General features: G+C 67.7%; 19 protein-coding genes and 2 pseudogenes. 6 read left to right on the top strand and 15 right to left on the bottom strand.

What is annotated here, in order from left to right:
* Positions 1-965: 965 nt before the first annotated feature.
* Together ABNF93_RS10555 and ABNF93_RS10550 are read right to left on the bottom strand one after the other, a co-directional pair.
* Positions 966-1,216 (bottom strand): annotated as a pseudogene (locus tag ABNF93_RS10555) (transposase); the annotation flags it as partial.
* A 90-nt stretch (positions 1,217-1,306) separates the two neighbouring features.
* A complete protein-coding gene (locus tag ABNF93_RS10550) occupies positions 1,307-1,987 on the bottom strand; it encodes an ArdC family protein (protein ID WP_349327743.1) in 681 nt (226 codons plus the stop codon).
* A 692-nt stretch (positions 1,988-2,679) separates the two neighbouring features.
* Between ABNF93_RS10550 and ABNF93_RS10545 the strand changes: the two genes are divergently transcribed.
* Both ABNF93_RS10545 and ABNF93_RS10540 read left to right on the top strand, forming a co-directional pair.
* The gene (locus ABNF93_RS10545; protein WP_349327742.1) at positions 2,680-3,489 is read left to right on the top strand and encodes a hypothetical protein; all 810 of its coding nucleotides are present in this window, start codon (positions 2,680-2,682) and stop codon (positions 3,487-3,489) included.
* Between the two features lie 52 nt (positions 3,490-3,541).
* Positions 3,542-4,246, top strand: a complete 705-nt coding sequence (locus ABNF93_RS10540; protein ID WP_349327741.1) for a ScoMcrA-related endonuclease — start codon at positions 3,542-3,544, stop codon at positions 4,244-4,246.
* Between the two features lie 679 nt (positions 4,247-4,925).
* Here the strand turns inward: ABNF93_RS10540 and ABNF93_RS10535 are convergent.
* A complete protein-coding gene (locus tag ABNF93_RS10535) occupies positions 4,926-5,918 on the bottom strand; it encodes an acyltransferase domain-containing protein (RefSeq protein WP_349327740.1) in 993 nt (330 codons plus the stop codon).
* Positions 5,919-6,181: 263 nt separating this feature from the next.
* The gene (locus tag ABNF93_RS10530; protein WP_349327739.1) at positions 6,182-6,958 is read right to left on the bottom strand and encodes a phosphotransferase family protein; all 777 of its coding nucleotides are present in this window, start codon (positions 6,956-6,958) and stop codon (positions 6,182-6,184) included.
* Between the two features lie 136 nt (positions 6,959-7,094).
* On the opposite strand from ABNF93_RS10530, the gene ABNF93_RS10525 reads away from it, so the two are divergent.
* Complete coding sequence (locus tag ABNF93_RS10525) at positions 7,095-8,000, top strand: phosphotransferase family protein (protein WP_349327738.1); 906 nt, start codon at positions 7,095-7,097, stop codon at positions 7,998-8,000.
* 251 nt (positions 8,001-8,251) lie between these two features.
* Here ABNF93_RS10525 and ABNF93_RS10520 read toward each other — a convergent pair whose 3' ends face one another.
* A complete protein-coding gene (locus tag ABNF93_RS10520) occupies positions 8,252-8,752 on the bottom strand; it encodes a GNAT family N-acetyltransferase (RefSeq protein WP_349327737.1) in 501 nt (166 codons plus the stop codon).
* Positions 8,753-9,894: 1,142 nt separating this feature from the next.
* Between ABNF93_RS10520 and ABNF93_RS10515 the strand changes: the two genes are divergently transcribed.
* Together ABNF93_RS10515 and ABNF93_RS10510 are read left to right on the top strand one after the other, a co-directional pair.
* A complete protein-coding gene (locus ABNF93_RS10515) occupies positions 9,895-11,820 on the top strand; it encodes a DEAD/DEAH box helicase family protein (protein ID WP_349327736.1) in 1,926 nt (641 codons plus the stop codon).
* The gene (locus tag ABNF93_RS10510) at positions 11,807-12,454 is read left to right on the top strand and encodes a hypothetical protein (protein WP_349327735.1); all 648 of its coding nucleotides are present in this window, start codon (positions 11,807-11,809) and stop codon (positions 12,452-12,454) included. Before ABNF93_RS10515 ends, ABNF93_RS10510 begins: the two co-directional genes overlap by 14 nt.
* Before the next feature lie 269 nt (positions 12,455-12,723).
* On the opposite strand, the pseudogene ABNF93_RS10505 reads toward ABNF93_RS10510, so the two are convergent.
* A pseudogene (locus ABNF93_RS10505) lies at positions 12,724-13,098 on the bottom strand (single-stranded DNA-binding protein); the annotation flags it as partial.
* 450 nt (positions 13,099-13,548) lie between these two features.
* On the opposite strand from ABNF93_RS10505, the gene ABNF93_RS10500 reads away from it, so the two are divergent.
* Positions 13,549-13,983: a hypothetical protein gene (locus ABNF93_RS10500; RefSeq protein ID WP_349327734.1), complete on the top strand. Its 435-nt coding sequence runs from the start codon at positions 13,549-13,551 to the stop codon at positions 13,981-13,983.
* 71 nt (positions 13,984-14,054) lie between these two features.
* Here ABNF93_RS10500 and mobF read toward each other — a convergent pair whose 3' ends face one another.
* From mobF to ABNF93_RS10455, 9 genes are all read right to left on the bottom strand, one after another.
* Entirely contained in the window at positions 14,055-18,497 is a 4,443-nt protein-coding gene (mobF, locus tag ABNF93_RS10495; protein ID WP_349327733.1) for a MobF family relaxase, read from the bottom strand.
* Positions 18,498-18,682: 185 nt separating this feature from the next.
* Positions 18,683-18,916 carry a hypothetical protein gene (locus ABNF93_RS10490; RefSeq protein ID WP_349327732.1) on the bottom strand — a complete coding sequence of 78 codons (234 nt, stop codon included), beginning with the start codon at positions 18,914-18,916 and terminating at the stop codon, positions 18,683-18,685.
* A complete protein-coding gene (locus ABNF93_RS10485; protein WP_349327731.1) occupies positions 18,913-19,098 on the bottom strand; it encodes a hypothetical protein in 186 nt (61 codons plus the stop codon). The genes ABNF93_RS10490 and ABNF93_RS10485 overlap by 4 nt, the downstream gene beginning before the upstream one ends.
* A complete protein-coding gene (locus ABNF93_RS10480) occupies positions 19,098-20,231 on the bottom strand; it encodes an HTH domain-containing protein (protein ID WP_349327730.1) in 1,134 nt (377 codons plus the stop codon). The genes ABNF93_RS10485 and ABNF93_RS10480 overlap by 1 nt, the downstream gene beginning before the upstream one ends.
* Entirely contained in the window at positions 20,224-20,916 is a 693-nt protein-coding gene (locus tag ABNF93_RS10475) for a hypothetical protein (protein ID WP_349327729.1), read from the bottom strand. The genes ABNF93_RS10480 and ABNF93_RS10475 overlap by 8 nt, the downstream gene beginning before the upstream one ends.
* A complete protein-coding gene (locus ABNF93_RS10470) occupies positions 20,913-21,143 on the bottom strand; it encodes a hypothetical protein (RefSeq protein WP_349327728.1) in 231 nt (76 codons plus the stop codon). The genes ABNF93_RS10475 and ABNF93_RS10470 overlap by 4 nt, the downstream gene beginning before the upstream one ends.
* A complete protein-coding gene (locus tag ABNF93_RS10465; RefSeq protein ID WP_349327727.1) occupies positions 21,140-22,879 on the bottom strand; it encodes a type IV secretory system conjugative DNA transfer family protein in 1,740 nt (579 codons plus the stop codon). The genes ABNF93_RS10470 and ABNF93_RS10465 overlap by 4 nt, the downstream gene beginning before the upstream one ends.
* A complete protein-coding gene (locus ABNF93_RS10460) occupies positions 22,876-23,466 on the bottom strand; it encodes a hypothetical protein (RefSeq protein WP_349327726.1) in 591 nt (196 codons plus the stop codon). Before ABNF93_RS10460 ends, ABNF93_RS10465 begins: the two co-directional genes overlap by 4 nt.
* Positions 23,463-23,849 carry a helix-turn-helix domain-containing protein gene (locus ABNF93_RS10455; protein ID WP_349327725.1) on the bottom strand — a complete coding sequence of 129 codons (387 nt, stop codon included), beginning with the start codon at positions 23,847-23,849 and terminating at the stop codon, positions 23,463-23,465. The genes ABNF93_RS10460 and ABNF93_RS10455 overlap by 4 nt, the downstream gene beginning before the upstream one ends.
* Between the last annotated feature and the right edge of the window lie 109 nt (positions 23,850-23,958).

The raw sequence follows: 23,958 nt of genomic DNA, 5'->3' as shown, positions 1-23,958 counted from the left end.
GTCGCTCAACTCAAAGAACTTCGCATTCGGCGAACGGCGCGAAACCAACTCCCGAACCCGCTCCGGCACCGGCAACGCGCTGCCTGTGGGCGCCGGATCCTGCCGCGGCGCCGCCCACTCCCCCACAGCACCAGTCGACCCAGGCTCCACCGCCTCCGGCGCCGGATCCTCACCACCCCACAGACCGGCAAACCCAGCACCAGCCAGCCCAACACCGGCCAACAACCGGTCCCACACGCCCGGGCCACCATCGGAAGATGTCGCCGCACCAGCCGCCACAACCCCAGCCATCGCCGGCGGCTGCAACAACGACAACCCCACCAACATCGCCGTCACCAACACCAGCAGCCGACCACGCCGCCGCCCCGCACGACGACGCGTCCTATATGCCCCGAAGAACCTGACAGCCCGGGCAGAACGACGCGATCCAGGCATAGGCCCGGCGCTGTTGACGCGGACACACCGGTACGACGCAGACATGGACGACTCCCCACCCCAAAAAGAAGGACTCCCCCGCCCAGCCCGAAACTGGCGTATGTCTACACCAGAACCCGATCCCTCGCATAGCGGAACGACCGACGTTAACCCGCCAGCTACCGAAGCCTTCCGAGCGGACCCCCAGGGCACTCTCAGCACAATGCATCTAGTCAAAGCTACTTCACCCTAATAGCCCGTTTCGCACCCCTCACCCCGTTTCCGGTCAGCACAAGAGAGACCAAAAGGGACAAACGCTCATTGGCCGTGTCCGCATCGTTCTCCAGAAGGCCCCAACCTGAGCCTCCACTTGGGCTGTCCGCAAAAGGCCGCGACGCGGCGGAGTCGGTCGCGGCTGATCCGCCGGTTCTCATGCCACCGGATTCGTTGTCGCCACCTGGACGGACCCAGCCCGGGCGACAAGCTACGCTCAACACCGGGCGAGATCTCGGGGCTGGGGATCTCTGGTACCGCGGCCGTCATGCTCGACGGGCTCGGCGAACGGCTGAGAGTTTGCCTTTGCGGGGATGACCACGTTGCGGACGCCGAGGGCGGCGAGGTCGTCCTCGACGCCCTTCTCGCCGTACCCGCGGTCGGCCGTCACGGTGCGGGGCTTGCGACCGGTTCGCTTGATGACCCGCTCCACTGCCGGCGCCAACTGCGGCGCGTCGGCGGGGTTGCCCTGCTCGAGGTTGTGGTCCACGATCACCCCGTCGTCGCCCTCGACAATCTGGGCCTTGTGGCGTTCCAGCTACATCAGTCCTCGATACTCGGATGCGATCATGGGCGTGGTAGGCGTAGCTGGGTGCGCAGTGCCCGAGGGCGATGTGGGCTACCTCGTGGGCCAGCGTCCCGACCTGCTCGAGCGCCGCAAGGTGGCTGCCGATGACCACGGGCGGGCGTGGGGGTCGGTGTGTCCGTCAGCGCCGGCGGTCGGTGTGCCGTAGCTGAGGGTGTAGCCGGCGGTCACTTGCCCGGCGAGCCGGGCGCGGAGCTGTTCGACGTCGACGACCTGGACGGTCACCTCTCCCGCAGGCATGGGTTGGGCGTCGGCGTTCCTGCTGGACTCGTGTTCCTCCGGCTGCTCGTTGGCGTCGATGCGGTCGGTCTGGCTGATGTCGAAGATGTAGGTGGCGTGGTAGCGGACGATCTCCCGTTTCTTCGTCCCATCGCGCAGCTCGACGATCCTTCCCTCGCCGGCGTGTTCGGTCTCGTCGACCTCGACTAGGAACCGGCCGGCTGGGGCGAGGATGGACAGCCCCTTCTCCCCGGTGCGGACCTGCCGGCCCAGCCTCCGCCAGGTCTTGTAGCCGGCGACCTGGCTGGGGCTGAAGCCGCGCTCTGCCGCCTGGGCCAGCAGGATGAGCAGCTGGTTGTTCAGGCTGTACCGCCACAACCCTGCCGCGGCCCCGGCGAGCATCCGCTGCCACCCTTCCGCGGTCGCGAGCTCGGCCGCCTTGTCGGCGATCTCGGCCAGCAGCCCGGCAACCTTCCCCGCCCGCGCCGCCCGCACCTTCGCCGACCCTTGGTCCTGGCCCTTCTGGTTTTCGTTGCGGTGCTCACCACAGTCCGCCCCTCTCCGTTCCCTGCCGACCGGTGGTCTCGCCCTGGCTGGCCGACCTTTTTCCTTGCCGTCCCGGCACCGAAGAGTCAGCGGGCGTACAAGCGACCAGAGCGCAAGATGGAGCGCCCGCAGCGGAGCTTGCGGAGCGAGGACGAACGATCTTGCGCGGCGGGAGCGCGCCCGCAGACTTGCACGGCCGGGATGGCAAGGACCCGGTGGTTGCAGGACTGCGCGCCGGAGGCGCTCCGTGGCCTTTGAGGGTTTCCCGACCCGAGCTGCCACCTGGCGTGGCGCGTTGTCGTACGACCGGCGGCACCACCGACCGACCTCGGATGCCATCCGACCCGAGGCACACCACCAGGGTCAGCCACGCCGACCGCCGGGACGTCGGACCGATTGCCGAACCGTTACCTTCTGACCCGCCCTTAACCCTTGTCCAAGTGTTGCGTATACGCAACACTTGTGCCGCGCGCGCATCCCCGCGGCGCGGCAGGACAGGCCCGACCAGCAGGTGATCATCGAGGTAGAGCCGGTCGGGTGTGCCCAGAGGAACGAACGGAGCGGTGCTGGCGGGTTCAACTCCTGCCTGTTCTACTGGTCTGCCCACAGAGCGTGGGCCTGCGAGGTCGGGAAGATCAATCATGAGAAAGCTGCTCATCGCCGTGGCCGCCGTGGCTGCGCTCATCGCTGCCGGGTGCGCGCCGGAGGTCGCTGCCACGGAGGAGGACACCCCCGCTAAGGCGACCACCCAGAAGCCTGCGGATGCCGCGGCCGACCCAGAGGAGCCCAAGGCTGACCCAGCACTGAGGGAGTACACGGACGCCGCAGCGTCATTCGACCCCGTGGCCATGCGCGAGACGGCCAAGGACCTGACCGTTCCGGGGTCGGTGGCCGAGGCGTACCTACTCCACCTGGCGAACAACTCCGAAGCGGCTCTCGACGGCGGCACGATGTACCCGGAGTACGGAGCACCGACCGCCAAGGACGGCGGCCTGCAGTACTGCGCCTCAGACATCGACGGCGCCAAGGCCTGCACGATCTGGGGGAACTTCAAGACCTCCGAAGGAAAGATCACCGATCTCACCGTGGACGGCAAGGAGATCGGCCCCCGGCTCACCCTGGGAGGCAACACCACCGTCCAGTCCGGCGGCGCCACCTGGGAGTTCCTCAGCGCCTACCGCAGCATTCAGTCCGAGGCACTGTGGGTCGTCGTCAAGGTGACGACAACGAACGCCATCGACGTGTTCTCATACGAAGCCAAGTACCGGGCACCAGACGGCAAGCAACGCACCGCCGCTCAGGCCGACGGGCCGACCGAGCTCGCCGCAGACTCCACCGCCATGATTGCCTTCGCCTTCCCGGGGGCTCAGCCCGGTGGATCCGTGACTGTCGAGGGGTGCGCCAACGACTGCATGTCCGACTACACGGCCACGATCAACGTTGGAAAGTGACATAGAAGCGTACCTAGGCTGATCCGGGCGCAAGAGAGCGGAGCGACCGACCATGGCGCTAAAGGACCTCACGGACAAGCAAGCCGTGTTAGCGGCGCTGGCAGAGTTCGATGCCATCGGTCGGCAGGCGTTCCTATCCAGGTACGGCTTCCGCTTGGCGACAGGCTACTTCGTGCTCCATGAGGGCCGGCCGTACGACTCGAAAGCGATCGCTGGCGTTGCCCATGGCTACCAACATGGCACAGCGCTCAGGGCGAAGGAGTTCAGCGGTGGGGCCGCTACCGTCGCCGCCCGCCTGACCTCACTCGGCTTCCTTGTAACAGTGCCATCCGGCCCGAAGTGGACGCTACCGATCGGTGCAGAGACGACTCGCAGTGACGTCGCCGCCATCTACGGCGGCGGAAAGTACGGCGGGATCGAGCCATCTCGCCAATCCGACAACATCCTCGTTTACACGGATCCAGCCGCGGGTGCACGTCACGGCTACAACTTCGACGGATGGGATGCCAGTGAACCCGGCGTCTTCTACTACACCGGCGAGGCACGGCGGGCGATCAGCAGCTCGGCAGCGCCGGCAACAAAGCAATACTGCAGCAGCCCGGGTCCACGAAGACGATTCGGGTATTCCAAGCCGTGGACGGTCGTCGACGGCCGGGCGGCAAGCTCCAGCGGTACGTCGGCGCCTTCCGCCTCGACTCGGATAACCCGTACCGGCTCGAGACCGCACCAGATGATAAGGGCAACCCGAGAAGGGTGATTGTCTTCCGGCTGCTGAGCGTCACCGCCGCAGACGAGTCCCACGGGGTCCAAGCACACCACACCAACGACCCTGCCGGACCAACAAACGGAGCGCAGGAGACGCGATCAGCCGACCCCAAAGTCGCCTTCATCGATTCGGAAAACAACACTGTCACCGAGTTCGAGACTCCCCCACGAACCGGATCAGTGGCTCGTCGCGCCGAAGCGCTCCTCGTCCGACAGTTCGAGAGCTGGCTGCGATCCACCGGCCACCAAGTTAACCGCATCCGGACACCGATACCTGGAGAGCCAAGCTCTCTCATAACCGACTCGTACTGCACGACAACGAACACCCTCTACGAGGCCAAGAGCGGGGTCGATCGGAGCACGATCCGACTAGGCGTCGGCCAGCTCCTGGACTACCTCCGCTTCGTTCCCGGTGCGAAAGGCTCGCTGCTCTTACCATCCAGGCCCTCACCTGACCTTTGCCACTTCATCAATGCGTGCGGACTCGAGTGGACGTACTTGGACGGAACGAACGGGACAACAGAACCAGATGCGGATTGGTCCCACGAAATTGGTCCGTCACCTCACCCCGATGAACAGCCAACGATCGGCCCCCCATGACCATGCCGGCTCATGCAACGTAAGACAGATCGGCTGCACGGGACGGCGGGCCGCTGTCTGTGCGCGACGGGCTAAAGGGCCAGCCATCCGCTGCCTGCGCGCCAGTGGCGCCCGGCCTTGAGGTGGTCGACGATGGCGTGTTCGAGGGTGGTTCGGCGTGGCAGCTCGTCGAGGTCGGTTTCGTCTGTGCCGAACACGAATCGCAGGATGGTGTGGTCGTTTGCTGGAAAGGTTCGGATGGTGAAACGGCGCTGGAACTGCACGATGTTGGAGTCGGTGCGAAGGTACTCGGCGAGCTGGGTGTCGAGCAGCCACGATCCGCACACGGCGATCCGGTAGAGCTCGCCGGGGAAGTGCTTGGCGAAGAACTCGCGGGCCGCGGCGAAAGAGGCGTCACACGCCTGCGGCGAGAGTGGCCCACAGTAGTCGGGGATGTGCACGGACAGACACGGGTCACCGGGGCGGTCCGGCATCCCGGCCCTGGCAATCGACGGTCCGAGCCGCTTGTCAAGTGTGGCCCGTTGGAACTGTAGTCGTCCCAACTGGTAGAGCGTTCCGGTGAAGTGGTGGACCAGCCAGCTCGGGTCCCGTAGACCGCCGACGCCGTGAAAACGGCGGTGCGCGGCCACGCGTCGACCCAGATCTGTCAGGGTCAGCCAGGACACGTGCTCGGGGATACCACGTTGTCGGTGCAGCTTCCGTAGGTGCGGCAGCATTGCCAGGAACACGAACACGTAGAAGTAGCGGCGCACAGGCTTACCTTGGTTGGGGAAGGTCGGAAACCGTGGACCGATCCTGGGGTGGTCCATGCACTGTGTCAGCTCGTGGACACAGCGCTCGAGCAACCAACGGAGCGGCCCTGGCTCTTGCAGGACCGGGAGGCACGCGAGGATGGCGTCGATGTCTTCATGGGGTACGGCGAGCCGCAGCAGATCGGACACCGCGTCATCGAGTTCCGGCAGGACAACGTTGAAGTCCGAAGCTCGGGTTGAGGCCAGTTGCGGCCGGTCGGAGGTGGCATCCTCCTCAGTTGTCAGCAGCTTCGAGACCGCACTTTTCGACACGCCAGCAGCACGCGCGACATCATCAACCGTTAGCCGGTACCGCCCTGCCCCGGTTACCCCCACGCTAGCCAACCTCCATGTCTGCCACGTCGACCGGCTGGATACTCACGCTTACGGTCGACTCCGGGTCTATCCGAGCTGTTGTTCAGCAGCACGGAGATCGCTCTCGATTCGGTCTGGTCTGTGTGGGAAGTCTTTGATCGACCCGTGCAGCCTGTGAACCGCCCTGTGCGCGAGGTAGATTCGCAGCAGTTGCGGATCGATCATGTCCGCGAGCACATGGTCGAGGCGATCGCTGGCGTCATGGTGTCCCTCGTGCCCACGCCCATCGCCGGCGAGGTATCCGCGCATCCCCAGTAGTGCGGATCGCCGATCGCCGCGGTCTGCTCCGAAGTTCCAGTCCACAAGCCGCTGATCTCTCCGTGGTCATCGAAAAGCAGATTGCCCAGGGAGTAGTCGGTGTGGACGAGATCGTCGCCGGTCATGACGTACAGCTCGCCACCATCGATTTCGTAGAGCCGCTCGAGCACGCGCCTGGTGCGGTCGCTGTACTTGCCGAGCGTGTCCTCCCACCCGTCGCCGGCACCATCCGGCGTCGGAAACGCGGCGGCCAGCGGTATGTCGAGCCGATCGGCAAGCAGATGCGCGAAACGCTCGTTCATCTCCACCACAACGTCAATCACATGCGCATCGATCCGTACCGCGTGTCTGCCGGGAAGTCGCTCCTGGACAATGGCTACCAGCCCGTCGGAGAGCTGCACGACAAGCTCATGCCGGGCGACCGGCAGCCCAGCCGCCTTGGCAAGCTCCACCGCTTCGGCAGTCTGACGCATCCGGTCTAACGGCTGCTTGGACCTGCTCATCGCACTGTCGCGGCCATCCGGCCAGCGAACGTACGCCGCACTGCTCACACCGCCCTCCTGCTCGGCCAAGCCGACAAGCTCCAGCCCATAGCCATAGCACTCGTTGATCTCAGCCACCGCCGCAGTGGGTGCCCAAGGATTTTCCGAGATCGTGAACTCAAGCCGATGCGCCGTCATGGCCGCTCCCGTCCCAGTGTGGTGAGCATCCAACGGTGTACACGGACCACTTGCTCGACGCAACTGCCAACCGGCTCGCAGGCCATCCGCCGGTACGGAGATTGGTGCCGCCCGGCCGGGCCGCGGCATCGACCTGATGGCCAGCGACCTGCCTGAGTGGACGGCGGTGATCGCCGAAATCGTGCCTGGCGCCTCGGTACGCGGGGTATCCCACCTCGGTGGTGGCGCGGCCGCCGAGACCTTCGCGATCGACACCACCGCCGGCGCCGTCGTCGTCAAGCGGTACCGACGTCGGCGCAACGATACGGTCCGGTTCGAGTGGGAACGGCTCCGCTTCGCCCAACGAGTGGACGCCCCGGTGCCGCAGCCGCTTGCCCTCGACACCGACGGCCGCTGGTTCGGCATGCCGGCGTACGCCATGACCCGCCTCACCGGACGCCTGGACGTCCACCCCCCCCCCCCCCCCCGCGACGTCGGCGGGTGGCTCCAGCAGCTCGCGACCACACTGGTCGCCATCCACGGCACCGACACCACCGGTGCCTGTGGCCCCCTGCTGCATCCGCCTGCAGTCGAGACCTGGCGACCGCCCAAGCTGAGACGTCCGAGCCCGCTGGCCGACCGCACGGTCGCGGCGATCCAGCGCCATCTCCCCCGCGTGTCCTGGCAACCGGTGCTGAACCACGGCGACTTCCACCCCGGCAACACGCTGTGGCACCGCGACCGGCTCACCGGCATCGCGGACTGGAGCAACACCCGGCTCGGCCCAAGCTCCTGCGACCTCGCCTACTGCCGGGCCGACGTCGCCCTCCTACTCGGCCGCACAGCCGCCGACCAGCTGACCCACCACTACGTCGCCATCAGCGGCGCGACACCGCCAGACCTCCCGATCTTCGACCTGATCTGGGGACTCGACGCCCTCCGCAAACGAGCACGGATCCTCGCCGCCCACCGGCAGCAGGGACGCACCGACAGTCCAGACCAGTACAAGGCCAGGGCATCCGCATTCCTACGCCAGGCGCTCGCCGAGCTCGGCGCGTCCTGACCGCTTGCTCCTGCGCTCGTGCACGCCTGCCTTCACGGTGCGGTGACCGCAAATCGTCGCCACGCCCGCGCGCCGTCGTGTGGCCGTCGTGACCGCTTGAGACCATGACCAGTCTCTGGCCTGGGCACGCCGAGAGCACGCCGACCTTCTATCCGTAGAGGCAGCACCCTGATCGCAGCCGCTGCTCGTCTGCGCCCGGACGCTCGGCGACCAAGTGCTCCTTGTCGCTCGCCGTGTGCAGATCGTTGAGGTCACACGGAGGTCGGATCTTCCCGTCGAGTCATTGCGTACATCACCGACTCCTCGCCGCCCTCGCCGAAGGATTCAACGAACTGGGCTCCGATCGCCTGGAGCAGCTGGCGGGACGGAGCGTTGTCGGCCCTGGTGTTTGCCACGATGACGTCCGTATCCGGGAGTCGATCGAAGGCCCAAGCCAGGAGTGCGAGGATCGCCTCCTGCGCATACCCTCTCCGCCAGTGCTCTGGAAGGAGGCCGTAGGAGACCTCCAGGTGTCCGCTGCGGTGGTCCTGACCGATGCCGAGCAGGCCGATCGGCTGGCCGGTTACTCGGAGGGTGACGCAGTACTTGCCAGGCTTTCCCACGAAGTCGCGGTTGCGCTGCCGGACGACATCCTGCGGGACAGATCCACCCATGTACCGGCGAACATCCGGGTCAGTCCAGATCCGAGTGAGCATCCCGTCGTCGTCTGCCTGGACGGCACGAAGGACAAGCCGGTCCGTCGGCAGTGGCACTGTCAGGGCATGACGGGAAGGCGCGCTGTCAGCCATAGGACAGTCTCTCAGTCGCCATACCCCTGCCTTGCTAAGGACCGTCACTGTCGTGCGCGGTGCCGAGCGTAGATCCCCCCGTGTCTGAGGCCGGCTGTCGTGACCCCTATTGAGCGCCGCGGACCCTGACGAGCCCTGTCTTGGAGTACGTGGAGGGCACGCTGAGCTACAAGTCAGCGGCTGCCTCGGAGTGGCGGCCGCCAAGCTGCCGGCGGGTATCAGTTCTCGTGCTCGATCAGGTTGACGACGGAGCCACAGGTGGCCGGACGTAGAAGCGGTGAGACCGAAAGCCTCCTCAGTGAGCCGGAGTGAGCTCCCGGACGAGGATCCACATGTGGACCGTGCTACCGGCTCACCTAAGGACATCTGCCTCGTGAGCGGGATGCTCGCCCTCGGACAGCTAGGCCTGCGATGCGTCTGGTACTGGCCGGCCACACTCCACTGCCAGCGCATGTACGCTCTCCGGCCTCAGGTCTGAGCTCTTCCATCTGTTGACACTCGACGGTGAGGTCCTCCCTCGCCTCGCGATCTCGTGCTGGCTCTCCCGCCTCATGATCCGCTGCGTATCGCCCCACCAGCCCGCAACTCGTAGCGTACGCGCAACGTGTCGCAGTTCAGTTGACCGAGACTACGCCCAGAAATGAGCAGGTGCCGCCTTGCCAAGCCGTTGCGAATACGCAATACTCATGCCGTGTACGCAATGAATTTGGTTGGGTCGGCGAAGGGGGCGCCAACCAAACCAGGGCAGCACAGAGACCGGCGGGCCGCCTAGCCCAGGGCAGTCCGCTCGTGGCCGGCGCGGTGCCGCCCATAGAGGGGCCCCGACGCCCATCCACCCTAAGGGCGTAACTCCAGGAGACGGATGGTCAGTCGGCCGGTTCGACTCCCGCCCGTCTCGCAGCGACCCGACAGCTCGGCAGCTTCCGCCGGCCGGGTGGGTTGCACCACAAACCACGACAGCCGAAGAAGAACCACCGCTATCTGAAGGTCGTAAGCGTCGGAGTCGCCGCGGGTTGATCACGATCAAGGGTGCGATCTGGAGCGATCGCGTTTGACAACTTTGAGGGTTCTCGCTGGGGCACAGCCCCAGCGGAGCAGGGGGGACAATGACAATCGGCACGGATGAACCGCGCCGTGATCCGCGGCGACTGTTTACCAATACCCAGAAGAACCACATCGCCGACCGGCAGCACCAGCAGTGCCACGTGTGCCACGGCGATCTGCCGAAGGTGTTCCACGTCCACCATGTCGTCCCGTGGGCCGACTGTGGCCTGACTGAGGAAGACAACGGAGTCGCGGTCTGCCCGGACTGCCACCGGGAGGCCGAAGTCAAGACGTTGCCGGCGTTCGAGCCGCGCACGTGGCAGATGGAGGCAATGCCGAAGGTCCTTCGGCAGCTCCGTGGCGGGGCGACGGGAGTGGGCGAGTTCGCCACTGTCAGCGCCGCACCGGGTGCGGGGAAGACGTTGTTCGCGGGTTGGACGTTCCGCAACCTGGCCATCACGGACGACGTGGAGCGGGTGGTCGTGTTCGTACCGAATGCGCACCTGCGCGGCCAGTGGGCCGATGTCCTCAAGTCGCTGAACATCTTCCTGGCGACGAAGGGCACGACGGAGAAGCGCAGCTACGACGGGGTGGCCCTTACCTACCACGCCCTGAACGACCCGGTGCAGGTCCAGTCGATCATCGACGACGCCGAGGATCGTCCGACGCTGTTCATCCTCGACGAGGTGCATCACCTCGCCAAGGGTCAGCAGGGTGAGGCCAGCGCGTGGGCTGTAAACATCGCCCGGATCGTCGGAAGCATCGACCGTCCGCGACACCGGGTACTCAACCTGTCAGGGACGCTGTTCCGGTCGAACCGCAAGGAGCAGATCTCGACGATCAGCTACGTGTCGCGCGGCGGAGGCCAGGTGGAGACGGTCGCGGACTACGCAGTGACCGCTGCCACGCTAGTAGCCGAGGGTCAGCTTCGCCACATCAAGCTGCTCGGGTTCGACGCGGAGATGCGCGTTGACCCGGTTGACCTGGCCGGGAGCGCCCATGCTGGGGCGGAGAGTATCCACGCTGTCGATCTCGACGGCGACGCGCCGATCAACAAGCGGATCCTCGCGGAAATGATCCGGACCCCGCGGTTCATCGACGGGATTCTGCACGAGATGATGCGACGGCTCGGACATGCGTCCACGGCATTGGAGGGCGCGCCGGTAAAGGGCCTCGTTATCGCAGACGGGATCGACCACGCCAACCAGATTTACGCGTCGCTGGTGAACGCGGTCGGCCCTCGGGCTGCGTTCCTAGCTCATGGCCAGGTGTCGTCACCGGAGGCGGAGATCGAGCAGTTCCGACAGTCACGCGAGCAGGCGATCATGGTCGCAGTGCAGAAGGTAACCGAGGGCTTCGATGTCCCGGACATCTGCGTCCTGACCTATCTTCGGACATGGCGAGCACCGCTGTTCGTGAACCAGATGGTTGGCCGGGCGATGCGGGTGACGCCCCGGGAGCGGGAGATGCGCTACATCCTGCCGGCGACGGTGCTGGTACCGAACGAGACCGAGATCAAGGCAGCGTTCGCCGACATTCTGGTTGGCGCGATGAACATGTTGTCCCTTCCGCCGGATCCGTGTGCGTCGTGTGGGCGTGAGGTGTGCGCCTGCATGCCGAGGCCACGGGCGGAGAACAAGACCTGCTCGCGCTGCCAGTTGCCGTGGCGGTGGTGCCAGTGCACCTGCGGGCTCTGCGGGAAGTCTCGCTCAACCGGCTGCGCCTGCCCGCGGTCCCGCCGATCGGGGCAACCGCCGTTGACGGTCGAAGTCACCGGCGATGGCGAGGTCGTCCATGTCAGCATCGACGGGAACGAGGCGGTGGACCTGCACCTGATCGAGCTGGTCCGTGGCGCCGCCGAGCGGGCCGGGGTGCCAGAAGTGTTCGTCGAGCAGATAGCTCACGGCGTCCAGACGACGATGAAAACCGATCCGATGGCGTACTACACGATCCTCAAGGGGGGTGACGACCGCCATGACGAAGAGTAAGTACGAGCGGGTGGCGGCCCTGATCAGTCAGATCCGGAACGCTAGGTTCGGCGAGATGGTCGACCGTCTGGAGGAGTTGATCGACTCCGGGATCTGGCAGGACTTCACGACGCCGATCGGGACACACTTCAAGTTCAAGCCGTGTGAGTTCGACTACTTCCTGGCCGCGCAGGAGATCGACCCGACGCTGATCAGGTGGGCATACCTACAAGCGGAGGGAGTCGAAGGGCTGGCAGCGAAGCAGCTCCGCCTGGCCGACATCACCGGGCGCGGGAAGCCACCCGAGGCAGGGGCACGGCGACCGCTCGAGCACGTCGCGGCGGAACTTGCCCGGGACAGCTCGGGCGCTGCCCAACGGATCCGGGCGTGGGGTGAACGCAATGCTGCGGTGGTGAACCAACGCACGTCCCGGATTGCGAGAGACCCGGAACGCCGGAAGGATGTCGAGGCCGGGAAGAACGTGAAGCGGGACTCGCCGAACCTGAAGGTCTGGCAGGTGCGATGGCACGACGATCGGTCGTACGCCGAGGCGATCGTCGATCAGCTGCAGAGGGATCCGGACCTCGCCAAGGAGGTTTACAAGACTCTCGACGCGAGCCACGTCCGGACGTCGCGAGGGAAGAGGACCAGGTAAGACGACAAATTGCGTCACTTTCGCTGACTTGGTCCTGGCGTTTCTGGTTTCGTCGCTGCGCTCGCCACGGTCTACTCCTATTCCTTCGCCGCCCACCGGTGGTCTCGCCCTGGCGGGCCGGGATGGCAATGGCCCGGTGTTTGCGGTGCCGCGCGCCGAAGGCGTTTCGCTTCCGCCGTTCCGGCTGGCCGATGACACGGTGCCACAGGTGGATTGGTCCTCCGGGTGGGCAGATTCCCGGAGGACCAATCCCCTACCTGTCTTTGACGTCACTGCACGTCGTGTTCGTACCGTTCGGACGCATTGGTTCCTGTTTCCGCAGTGTGGTCGTCGCCGGTCTGTTCGCCGGGCGCCCGGTGTGGGGTGTTCTTCTGCGCGGTGACGGTGTGGAAGCGGAGGCTGTAGCCGATCGCTTCGGCGGTGACTTTCTGGCTGGTGCGTTTTTCGCCGGTGTCCCGGTCGGGGTAGACCTCGGTGTGCATCCGCCCCACGATCACCAGCCGGTCACCGGTTGTCGCACTGGCGGCGAGGTTTTCGGCGAGCCGGTCCCAGGCGGTGACCCGGATCCGGGTGGGTTCGCCTGGCTGGTATTCGCCATTGATCCGCCGGCCGCTCTTGGCGAGGACGACGACGTCCGCCACGGGCGTGCCGTTTGTGTGTAGCGGAGCTGGATGTCCGAGGCCACGTTTCCTTCGACGGTGATCTGTGTGCTCAACACGGTGCTGTCCTTTCTTGTGGGTTGGGGTCCCGGCGGGGCCGGGTGGGCCGATCTGTGCCTGCCCGAGTAGGGGCCGCCCGCCGCCGGCGGCGGAGGCTCGAGGTCAAGGGTTCAGCGGCGAAGATGTTGTGCGAGCGCAAGCGGCCCGCAGTGCGTAGAAGATCTCTCGCGCGGCCCTTGACGTCGAGTTCGCCGGCGACAGGCTCCGGGACCCTACCCACCGGCGAAACTGCGCCGGCCGCCGCCGGCACCACCGCCACCTCGCTCTTCGTACGAAGCTGGCCGGGTTGTCGGTGGGTGGCGGGACACTGCGCAGGTGTGGCCGGTATGTCGATCCGGCAAGTGCGATATGGCCCCGGGCAGGAGAGAGGCGGCGATGGGACTCAGCGAGTTGTACAAGCGGATCCCGGGCACGCCGGCACCGACCCGGCAGCAGTGTCATGGGGCGTGGGCTGCGGTGTCCACGCTGCGGCAGGAGTCTGACCATCCGCTGGTGGCCGGCGCCTACACCGCCGCGGAGTGGACGCTGCAGCTGACCGATGTACGACCGATTGCCCGGGCTCGGCTCACCGATGACGATGTGGTCCGGATCGCCGCCGGTGATGATCCGGCGATTGTGCATCCGGCCGATCCCGGCATGGTTGGCCAGGAGGTCCTGGCCGCTATCGATGTCCTGGAGCATCGCAGGTCTGGGGATGAGAGTGTGGCGCTCGGCGTCTACGTGTGGCTGACGTGGTGGGCAGGTCAGCGGGATCTGCCGGAGCAGTTCATCCCCGCCTCGGACGCCTTCGAACACCTCCGCGCCGGCTAGCAATCCGCACCGGCCGCCCGGTTCCCGCAGCATCGGCGGGAACCTGAGCTTGGCCTTGCTGTGGTTGCTCATCAGTCGATCGGTGCGGGCTGCAGTGTCCGCGCGAGGTCGTGCCCCCGGTGGTTAGCGGCGGCGGCGTCGTCTTCGATGGCTTGGTCGTCGGTGTGCCAGCGGGCGAGGTCGGCGGTGCGGGTCTCGTCGCTGGCCCGGCGCTGGTCGAGCTGCCGGCGTTGTTCGAGCTCGACCAGGGCACGTTGGGCGCGGGTCACGACCTCGGCGGTTTCGCCGGCGGTGGGCACCCGGGTCCAGTCCTCGACCCGCGCATCGGCGGTCGCGGACCTGGTGTCTGCGGCGTCGACCCCTGCGGAGGGTTCATGCTCGGTGCGAATGTCGGCGGGTGCCGGTTGGGCGCTGGTTGCCGCCCGGTCGGCGAAGAGTTCGGTGTCGGCATGGCGGGCTGCGGCGATGTCGGTGAGTTCGTGCTCGCCTGACACGTGCCGGTAGGGGTCTTCTGCAAGTCGGGTTTCGGTGTCGGCGTGGAGCCATTCGTCGGCGGTGGTGGCGTCGTCGAGCTGGTTGACGTCGGTTTCCCGTCGGGCGAGTTCGTCGCGGGCGCGTTCGGCGGCGGCGCGGGTTTCGGCGGTGTGGGCGTACCAGACTGCCCGGGTCTCATCTGCGCGGGTGAGCTGGTCGCGCTGGGTGGCGAGGGCGTCGGCCAGGGCTGCGGCTTGTTCTGCTTCGGCGGTGAGTCGGGCGTGTTCGGCCGGATCGGTGGCGGTATCGGCTTCCGCCTTGCGGAGGTGGGCGGTGTGCCGGTGCCGGGTTTCGGCTTGGATGGTGCCGGCGAGTTCTTGGGCGACGTAGGCGGGCTGCCAGGTCTTTTCGCGTTCGTGGGCGCGGACCCGGACGCGGAGTTGGCCGTCGCTCATCTCGGTTTCGGCTCGGCCGGCTTCGGGCCGTCCGAGTGCCCGCCAAGCGGCGCGCCATGAGGCGTACGCCTCGACCTGGCCGGGTTTCGGTGGACCGGGCAACGTCACTGTGGCGTCGTCGTGTCCGACGAGTTCCAGGTGCGCGGCAACGGTTCCGACCCGCTGCTTCCACTGCTCACGCTGGCCGGCCGCGTCGTCGGTGTCGTCCGGGACGGGCCCGAACGCCTCAACCGCCCAGGCTGGTGCCTGCTGGAGCGCTGCGGCGCCGAGATCTTCTCGCCGTTGGTCCGCGGCGAGGGCGAGGTCGGTGAGGTGGCGGTGCCAGGCGGGGTCATCGACGGCGGGGATCCAGTCGGCGTAGCCCTCCCCGACTGGTTCCAGATTGACGCGTTCGCTGATCCGGTGGTGCAGGACGCTGGCGAGGCTGCGCGCATCGTCCAACCCCGCCAGGCTCACCGCAGCGGCGAGGACCTGGTGGGGATCGTGTCCGGCGATCTCGGCCTGGCGCAGGATCCGGGCGAGGTTGGGCATCGCCTCGTCCGCGGCGATCGCGTGGCGCTGAGGGTCGGTGAGTAGTCCGTCCTGGGTGAGTCGGTCCAGGCAGGTGGCGGTCCGGCCGGCGACCGCGAGGTCGGCGACGTCGGCGAACCGTTCACCGGGGGTTTGGATCGAGGCGGCTTCGGCGTGGCTGGTGTCGGCTTCGGCGATCGCGGCCAGGTCATCGGTCGTCCGTTCGTAGGCGGCTCCGAGGACGGCGAGTGGGTCGCGGTGCTGCACCTGGTTGGTCACACCAGGTGCGGCATCGTCGGGGACGGCTCTGGTGGTGATGTAGGCGGTGTTGGCGTGCCGGCCGCGGGTGAGGGCGACGTACTGGGCGGCCGCACCGGTCCGGCTGGTGGCGACGGTGTGGCTGGTATCCACCGTCAACCCCTGCGCGGAGTGGACGGTGGTGGCGTACCCCAGCGCCACATGCTCGGCCACATACGCCGCGGGCAGGCTGATCCGCGGCCCGAGCTGGTCGCCCTCGCTGGAACGGCCGAGCAGGGGCGCGACGAGGAGGCTGCCGTCGGTGTGGGTTTCGATCACCCGGTACAGCTCGCGGTTGATCGGTCCGCGCCGGTTGCCTTGGTAGCCGGCCAGCTGCCACCCGTTGAGCCGGGCCTGCACCAGGTCACCGACACCCGCGACGGTCCCTTGCAGGCCAAGCGGCACGCCATGTTCGGTGACTTGTCCGAGGCGGACGAGTTCGGCACGGGCCTGTGCGGAGATGCGGGCGGACTGTTCGTTGGTGTCGCAGATCAGCAGGCTGTGCCGACCGGCGAGGGTGTCGCCGAGGTAGGCGCGGGTGGCGGCGGCTTCTGCGTGTTCGATGGCGCCGGCGTCGATGATTCGGCCGTGGCGTCGGTAGTCGGCCAGCGCGGTGTCGTCGCCTTCCCGCAGCCGGAGCGAGGCTTCGCGTTCCCACTGGTGGTTGAACCGGCGTACTTCGGCGAGTTCGTGGCGGATGCCGATGTCGGCGACCAGGCCCATCCCGCCGCCGGCGCCGACAGCGGCGAGCTGGCGGTGGTCACCGACCAGCAGCAACTTCGCCCCCGCCGCCTCGACACGTTTCCGGATCGCGGTGAGTTCCTGTGTGTTGGCCATCGCCGATTCGTCGACGACCACCAGGTCACCGGTGTTCAGCCGCCAGGCACGGTCATCGGCGACCGGCTGCCCGTCGGCGATGCGTTGTTGGCTGGCAAGCCAGCGGGTGATGTTGCGGGCGGCGATTCCTTCGCCGGTGAGGACTTCGGTGGCGATCTGGCTGGCCGCCAGCCCAACCACGAGCCGCTGCAGCCCTTCCCACATGGCCGGGTCCTGCCACGCCTTCGCCAGCGCCCCGACCACGAACGACTTGCCGGTCCCGGCGGGCCCGACGAGCGCCTCGATCCGGGCGCCGGAGGTCAGCACACCCGTGACGGCCGCGGCTTGGTCGGCGCCGAGTTCGATCCCGGACTCGGCCAGCTCCGTCACGAACGTCTCCGCCAGTTCCGGGCGGAGGGCCGGTACGCCTCGTTGCACGGCGGCAGAACGCAGGACGCGTTCGCTGCGGACGTGTTCGGTGGTGGCGTACTTCGGCCCGGCAGGCTTGTCGTAGGCCGAGCGGCCGTCAGCCAGGCGCAGCTCGGCCGGCACGGACTCTTCGGCGGGTGCTTCGGCGGTCAGCTGGACGCAATGGGCGGAAATCGCCTCCTCGGCCAACCCATCGACCAGGGTGGTGATCTGGGCGGCGTTCAGCCCTCCGAGGTAGTCCGGCAGCGCGGTATTGATCGCCCGCACCAGATCGGGCTTGGTCCAGGCGGCCTTGGAGGCCTGCGCATCTGCCAGTGCCGTCTGGATCACCGCGAGCGGAGAGAACTTCTCCGCGGCGGGACGGTCGCCGGCCAGGGCGAGGACGGTGTGGGCCACCTCTCCGAGCCCGCCGGCGATCTCGGCCCGCAGTTCGCGGTCCCACCGGTCCAGCCGCTGCGCTTCGGTCTCCCCCTCGTGGCTTTTCGCCTTGCGGGTGGCGAACGTCGCCCGACGTTGCAGCCGGTCCAGCTCGAGTGAGTTCGGCTCCCGGCCGAACCGAGCCTCGAACACTCCCACCAGTTCGCGGGTCTTAGCGGTGATTGCACGCCGGCGCGAGGAAAACAGGTTGAGGACGTCTTGCCCGATGCCGACAACCTCACGAGCCTTACCGTCCGGGCGGGTAGCGAACCGGACACCCAGCGAGCGGGTGAGATGTTCTTCCGTCGTCCGCTCACCGACAGCGGCGGCCGCGCCGCGGTGGGCGTAAAGGGCGTTGCCGTCCAATGTCCGCCACACGCCGTCGGTGCATTGGACGCGGTTGAAGATCGCGTTGTGGATGTGCAGCTGCGGGTCGTGGTTGCGGTTGTCATGTTGGAAGAACGACGCCACTGTCCAGTCGTGGGCGTCGATGTAACGTCCGGTCTGTCCGCCGTGATGTCCGACCCGCGAGTAGCCGGATCGGGTGGACAAGTAGTCCAGGGCGGCGTTGTTTCCGGCCCAGATGGCGTCCTCGACCGCCTTCCGGTGTGTCCCCCACGCCTCCGCCGTGGTGTCATCGCCGGCGTTGCGGGCGGACACTTCCTGGGCCTCGAACGCGGTGTGCAGCACCGTGACCGACTTCTGCACGCTAAACGTCGCGTCATGGAAGGCCACGTTCGACCGAGCCCGCTTACCTGCCTCGAGCCGAAGCTCCTCCCGCCGTTCCGGTGAGGCGTCCGGCTCGAACTCCAACGCCTTGGCGTAGATCTCCTCAGCCGTGGCATAGCGGCGGCCCGCATGCCCCAACCGTGCCGCCTCGCTCCACTCGTCGGGACTGCGGAAGGCCGGATCCCGCGGGTCGATGAAATGCTCATACAGAGCGGTCATGTCGTCGTTATCGACCAGCCCCGTCAGACCGAGCGCTTCTGCACCCGCGCCGTACCAGCGGCCAGGTGGCTCACCGGCCGCGACCGCGCCGGTGTAGTAGTTCTCCCGCCCGGCCGCGACCGCGCCGGTCAGGTAGTCGGCCGAGTGGCCGGAGGAAATGCTCAACACGACAAGCCTCCACGGTTGAGGAATCCGGGCCGCGAAGCGGCCCGAACCCTCCCTCGGATCGTGATGCATGGGTGTGTATCGCTGTTTGGTTGCTCAGGTAGTGCTGTCGAGGTTCGGAAGGAGAGGGTTGTTCTGGTGTCGGCTCAGAGAGGGATAGGAGCTGGATCGGATTACTGGGAGGGGTTTCAGGGTTCTGATCTGGTGATCGGTTGCTTGCGTGTCTGCAGTTTCGGGTTGGCCTGCCGTTCGTGCCGGCTCTGCTTGGACGCCTGGTTCAGCGCGTCAAGGGTGCAGACGTGTTCGGTGTAGGCGTCCGGCCGGCAGGCCGGGCACGGTCCCAACCCGGGCAGGGCGCCGAAGTCCAGGCAGACGCCGCACGCGCATCCAGCCAGACCGCCGCCGACGCAGGCGGTGCTCACGTCACACCGCCGGTGGGTCGGGCCATCAGCGCGGCGGTCGAGACCGTGACGTAGACGCGGACCAGATCCGACCGGCCACGATTCGGGTGCGGTTCGGAGACCTCCACCACGTCGAGGGTGGCGACCAGGACGTCCACGACGGCTTCGCATTCGACCGGGAGGCCGGTCACTCGGATACGCATCAGTTCTCCTCCTCGCGGACGGGTGTCGTGTGGGTGGGGTGGCCGTTCATGGCGGCAGGTTCCGTCGTCGGTTCCGGTTTGGGCAGGTGCCGGCGGACTGTCCGGTCGGTGACACCGACCCGGGCGGCGATCTCGCCGGCGGTCATGTCCGGGTGCGCCGTCCTCAGCTGTGTCACTGCCGCGGCGGTGTCGGTGCCACGTCGCGGCCGGACCGACGGTTTCGGTGTCCGGTCATGCGCAGTCGGCGATGTCCGGGCGGACATGTCCGGGTGCACGGTGTTCGTGTCCGCTCCTGACACGCCGGTCACGTCCACTGCCATGTCCACGGCTGCGTGCTTGTTGGAGTTGGGTTCAGCGGTTGGGCGGGTGAGTGTGACGATGCGGTGTACCCGGTCGACGCGGGCGCGTGCTTCGTTCACCATGGCGTCGTCGGCAGCGAGGGCGAGCCGGCGGAGCCGGACGGTGTGCAGCCTCCGCAGCAGTGCCGTGCCGTGATGGACCCTGTGTGCGGTCGTGGTGAGTGCGCCGATCCGGCGGGCGCGGTCGACGGCGATCACGTCCCGCTCGCCGGGGTCGGCCAGGCCGATCCGGACCAGGATCCGCCGCGGTGTGAGCCGCCAGCTGATCGCATCCACCGGCTTCTGACCGGTGTTGTCGCTGGTCAGCTCCAACCACCAGAGCGCTGAGGCGAGTAGCGGCATGCCCAACCGGACGGGCACCTCGACCGCGCTGTCGGCGTTCATCGCAGCGACCACGCCGGCGCAGCCGGCGATCACCCACACCGCGGTGCCGTGCGCACCCGGATGCTGCCCGTTGTCCTTGCGGCGGCGGGCTCGGATCGCCTCCGAGGTCATCGCCGCCTCGGCCGCGGCGAACAGGCCGACCGCCTGCCACACCGACAAGCCCAGGCCTTCGCGAGCGACTTCCCACATGCCCTCGGCCGAGAACGCAGTCGCGATCACCACCGCGGTCCAGGTGGCAACATCGGCCAGCCGGTCCCGCCGAGCAGCCCGCCACACGCCCACCGTGATTGCAGCAACGACCACGCCGGCGGTGACGAGCAGTACGTCGGCACGGTGCATGGCCATCCACCCGGTCAGGTCGCCGAGTACTGCCAGGATCGCCTCAGTCATCGGGGTCGACCTCCCGCTGCCGGCTCCGTCGGGTCTTCGACCGTGATGCCGCCGCAGTGGCGAGTTGTTCGGGGGTGGGCGCCGGAGCGGCCTCGCCCCGACGCATGGCCCACCACGCGGCGATCTGCTCGAGCGCCTCACCCACCGGTGGCCTCACCGCGTCGTGGTGGTGGGTGCCGGCGGGCAGGTGGTTGTCGAGTGAGCATGTCCCTGCGCTGGCTTTGATCCGGCGGACCACACCGGGGCGTTGCCGGTCGTGCCAGTCCCCCGGCAGGTGCGGCCGGAACTGCTCGGCGTCGGTGTAGGCGTACAGCCAGGCGTGCTGCAGCCACACCAGTTCCTCGACCACATCCGGGTGCCACATCCAGCACTCCGGCAGCGAGGAGGCGGCGTCGGCGTAACGCAGATACACCTGCTCCATCCAGCCCAGCAGATCCTTCAGCACCATCTCGGCATCGGACCCGCCGGCGGGCAGCGCCAGCCACGACGGCGTGCCCACCGACGGACTCGCCCCCTGCGCCGCTGCCGCGGCAGCAGCGGTGGACAGGCGGGCGAACATCTCGCTCAGTTCGTCCATCCGCCGCGGCAGACCCTGCAGCTCCTTCACCGCCCGGGAGAGCCCTTCGACCTCGCGGGCCAGGCCGGCAACGGCGGCTGCGGTGTCCTCTGGCTGGTCCTGGCTCATGAGGGTCCTCCTTTCTGGTACTTGGCGATGAGCTGGGTGGCGGTCTGCCGCGCTTGTCTCAGCGCTGTTCTGCGGTCGGGGGCGTAGCCGGCTTCTGCCGACCACAGGTCCAGCTCGTCGGCGGCCATCTCCTCGGTGACCTTCAGGAACACCGCCAGCGCCCACATCGCGATCCCGAGGTCATAGAGCGCGGCGGCGGCCTGGTCGTACGGTTCGGTGCCGGTCATGCGACCTCCCCCTCACTACGGTCCGGACCGTCGCCGTCGCGTGGCGGTGAGGGTGGTTTGACCAGCCGCAGCCCCTGCTGTTGCAGGGTGTTCGCGGTCGTCTTGGCTTCGGTGCGGCGGTGTCGGCGGACGTCGCGTCGGTTCCATGCCATCTGCACCCGGCCGATCGCTGCGGGCATGCCGCGGCGGATGATCAGTACCCGTTTCGCCGGGAGTTGGGAAATCTGCGCCGGGGACAGGACCGGTACCCGGCGGTGGCCGATGCTGGTGACCTTGCCCTCGGCGTCGTAGCTGGGGACTTCCTCATCCCGTTCGCCGGCGAGCGTCGAATACGCAGCCAGGTCGTCTGAGTCTCGGGTGCCGCCGTAGATCAGGACGGTGGCGGCGTTGTTCATGATCGCCGCAGCACCGGTGTCGCCCCACCGCTGCCGCAGCTGCGCCCGGGACTGCACCGCGATGTGGATCGTCACCCCGCGTCCGCCCATGTCCGCGGTCCAGTTGTCCAGCGGGATCGGGCAGATCAGTGCCGCCTCGTCCAGCGCCAACGTCAACGGTGGATCCAGCCGGCCGGCCGGCTGGTCGGCGGCGATCCGGCGTGCCTCCCGGGCGATGAAGCCGGTCAACGCCGTCACCAACGGCGCCACCTGCGCATCCTCTGCACCCAGCATGAACACCGTCCCCCGCTCCTCCAGTAGTGCGGCGACGTCGAAACTGGACCCGTCTTTGGCGGGTTCGGTGGCTGCTGCTGCGGTGGCGTCGGTGAGCCAGCCGAGGGCGGGCATGATCGTGGCGCAGATCGACGACCGGGTGTTGATATTGGTGTTCAGGAACTGCAGGGCGTCGGACTCATACGACGGCTCTGGCGACTTCCGCAGCAGCCGCTGCACCTCCGCAGCCGCCTCGTCCGGGTCGGCGATCCAAGCGAGCACGTCCCGCATCGACGCCTCCCCCAACGCGGCGGCATGCATCAACGCCGCCAGCACCCGGCGGGCCTGTGAGGACCAGAACGCCCGGTCGCCACCGTTGCCGGGGGCGCTGACGCCGGCGAGTAGGTCGGCGGCCCGCGCGGTCGCCGTCGACGGGGCGTCACAGCCGGACAGCGGGTCGAAGATGACAGTCGAGGCCAGGCCGCCCATCCCGGATGGGTTGAACACCTCCACCGGCCCCGCTTTCGACCGGAGACCGGCGGTCAGCTCGATCAGATCGGTCCGGGTCGAGGTGGCGATCACCGCACCCGGCGCATCCAGGATCCGACACGCCAACTCGCCGGTCTTACCGGTTCGCGGGCCGCCGATCCGCAGCGTCACGTCCTCGACCGCTGACCACACCCCCAGCAGACCGACCCGGGCGATCCGGGACGCGTACGCCCTGGTCGACACCACCATCCGCTCGAGGAAGTTCCGGTCGGCCAGGCTCGGCCGCAACACGCGCGCCTTGCGCCGCATCGCCAGCCAGGAAGCGACCCGCAGGATCGTCCATGCCGAGGCCACTCCATCGTTTCGGCGGGATCGACCCGACCACCGCCGGACCTGCCCCGCCGACCCGGTGCGGCGGATCAGCCACACCATCAGCGGCGCTACGAAGACCACCACGCCGGCCAGCAGCAGCCACGGCCACCAGCGGCGCCCTGGGGTGTCGGCCGGCATCAGGTGCATCAGCCACCCCACACCGGCGACGCCTGCGCCGGCCAGCATCACCTTCGCCACCAGATCCTTGGAAACGATGTGGGCGCTCATCGGTGCACCCCCCGCCAGCTGGACAGCGCCCCGCCAACGATGGGCGCGGCGGCGTCGTTGATCTGTCGGCACGCCCTGCCGACGACCTGCTTGGCCAGACCCACATTCACCGGGCACGCCCGGTCCGGTGCCGGAAGGTCCACCCCGTGGGCGAGGGGAAGCACCAGTCGGGCCGAGTACAGCAGCGCTGGCCGGTCGTCTCCTGGGTCCAGCAGCTGGCCAGAGCCGCCCCAGGAGGTGTCCCGGTCCCAGCTTCGAACACCGGCCAGCCCTTGTGGTGACAGGCCGGCAGGCCAGGGCAGCCGCAGCTCCAGCTCGGCTACCAGCAGCTCAGAATCGTTCTCGCTCCCCCGGCACACCGCAGACCGCACCGGGGCCCGCAGCTGCACATACGCCGGTGACACGATCGGCGAGCACCCGATCCTCCACACCAGGGCCGCGAACGACACCGCATCCAACGGCTCGCCGTCTTCGATGAACAGATGCGACCGAGACCGCAGGTACGCGCCATAGCGGCTCGCCCCGTCCGAGGCGTAGTCCCGGTCATACGTTTCGTCGACGTACACCAGACAGGTGGTGGGGCTCATGCCACACCACCCCGCACTGCGGCCGGGCGGGTTGTCTGCCATGCGTCGGCGAGCTCCATCACGTCGACCCGGCCACCTCCGGTCGAGGCGGCGTCCAGGATCTGCTCGACCGCCTTCGCCGGGATGACATAGCGGCCCTGGTCGCCACCCGTGCGCATTCGTACCGCCGGGAACGCATCGGCACGGATCAGTCGGTACAAGTGCTCCTGCGAAATGCTCAGCAGGGCCGCCGCCTCCGGCACCGAATAGGTCGGAACACCGGAGGCCCGCTTGCGCAGCGCGCTCTGCAGGGCGAGGTCCCGTACCTGCAGCCGCAGCTGGGTACGGTCCACGCCGCCGGTGTCGGCGTGGGCAGGGTGATGGGTGCGACTACTCTGGGACATGCCGCTCCGCTCCATTCATGGGGTGGGGTTGGAAGGCACGGGGGCGGCGGGTATCCCCGCGAAGGTTCCTGCGCCGCCCCCGCGCCGCTTATGGGCGCGATCTTGCGCG

Source organism: Actinopolymorpha sp. B9G3 (assembly GCF_040120725.1).
Taxonomy (GTDB): domain Bacteria; phylum Actinomycetota; class Actinomycetes; order Propionibacteriales; family Actinopolymorphaceae; genus Thermasporomyces.
Note: the sequence above shows the minus strand (reverse complement) of the source record. Positions and strands in the feature narration are given on the sequence as shown.